Here is a 530-nt window from a genome sequence, read left to right on the forward strand (position 1 = left end):
ATCGAACACAACAATCACATCCTAAGTAGCTATAGCTCATATTCTGAGTGAGAAAAAGGGAAACTCTGTATCTAATCACCATGCACCTATTTAAATTAACTGATGAGCAATTAACTCAAATACTTATTGATGCTCTAGACCTATCGTTCATGAAACATTCTGAGACCAAAGATACTAATATTGATTTTAGTTTTAATGATAAATTCGAGCTTAGCTATGCTGAACTTATTGAAATTGTAGGCAAAGCTAGAGCCGCTGGACCACGACTATTATCTAGTCTGGGCAATCAAAAAATAAACTCATAAGGATTAAAAATGTCATCTTTGATTCATCAACAAATCATCACTAATAGCAACACACCAGACTGGGCTAGTGAATTTTCAGAAAAACAATATCTCTATTTAAAACATGTCTTAAATGGGTTGATTAATAATAGTGGCGGCTTTGATGATTTTTTAATTGATGTAGATGGTAAATCGAAAACTCTTCATATCTATGAGCCATTTTCAGCCTTGAATTATTTAGGCTAT

At 32.8% G+C, this 530-nt stretch carries 1 protein-coding gene; it reads left to right on the forward strand.

Annotation, left to right across the window (positions count from 1 at the left end):
• Positions 1-314: 314 nt before the first annotated feature.
• Positions 315-530 (forward strand): hypothetical protein (locus tag OUA97_RS23295; protein ID WP_267234452.1); only part of this gene is annotated, 216 nt, incomplete at its 3' end.

It is taken from the genome of Phenylobacterium sp. 58.2.17, assembly GCF_026411515.1.
Classification (GTDB): Bacteria; Pseudomonadota; Alphaproteobacteria; order Caulobacterales; family Caulobacteraceae; genus Phenylobacterium.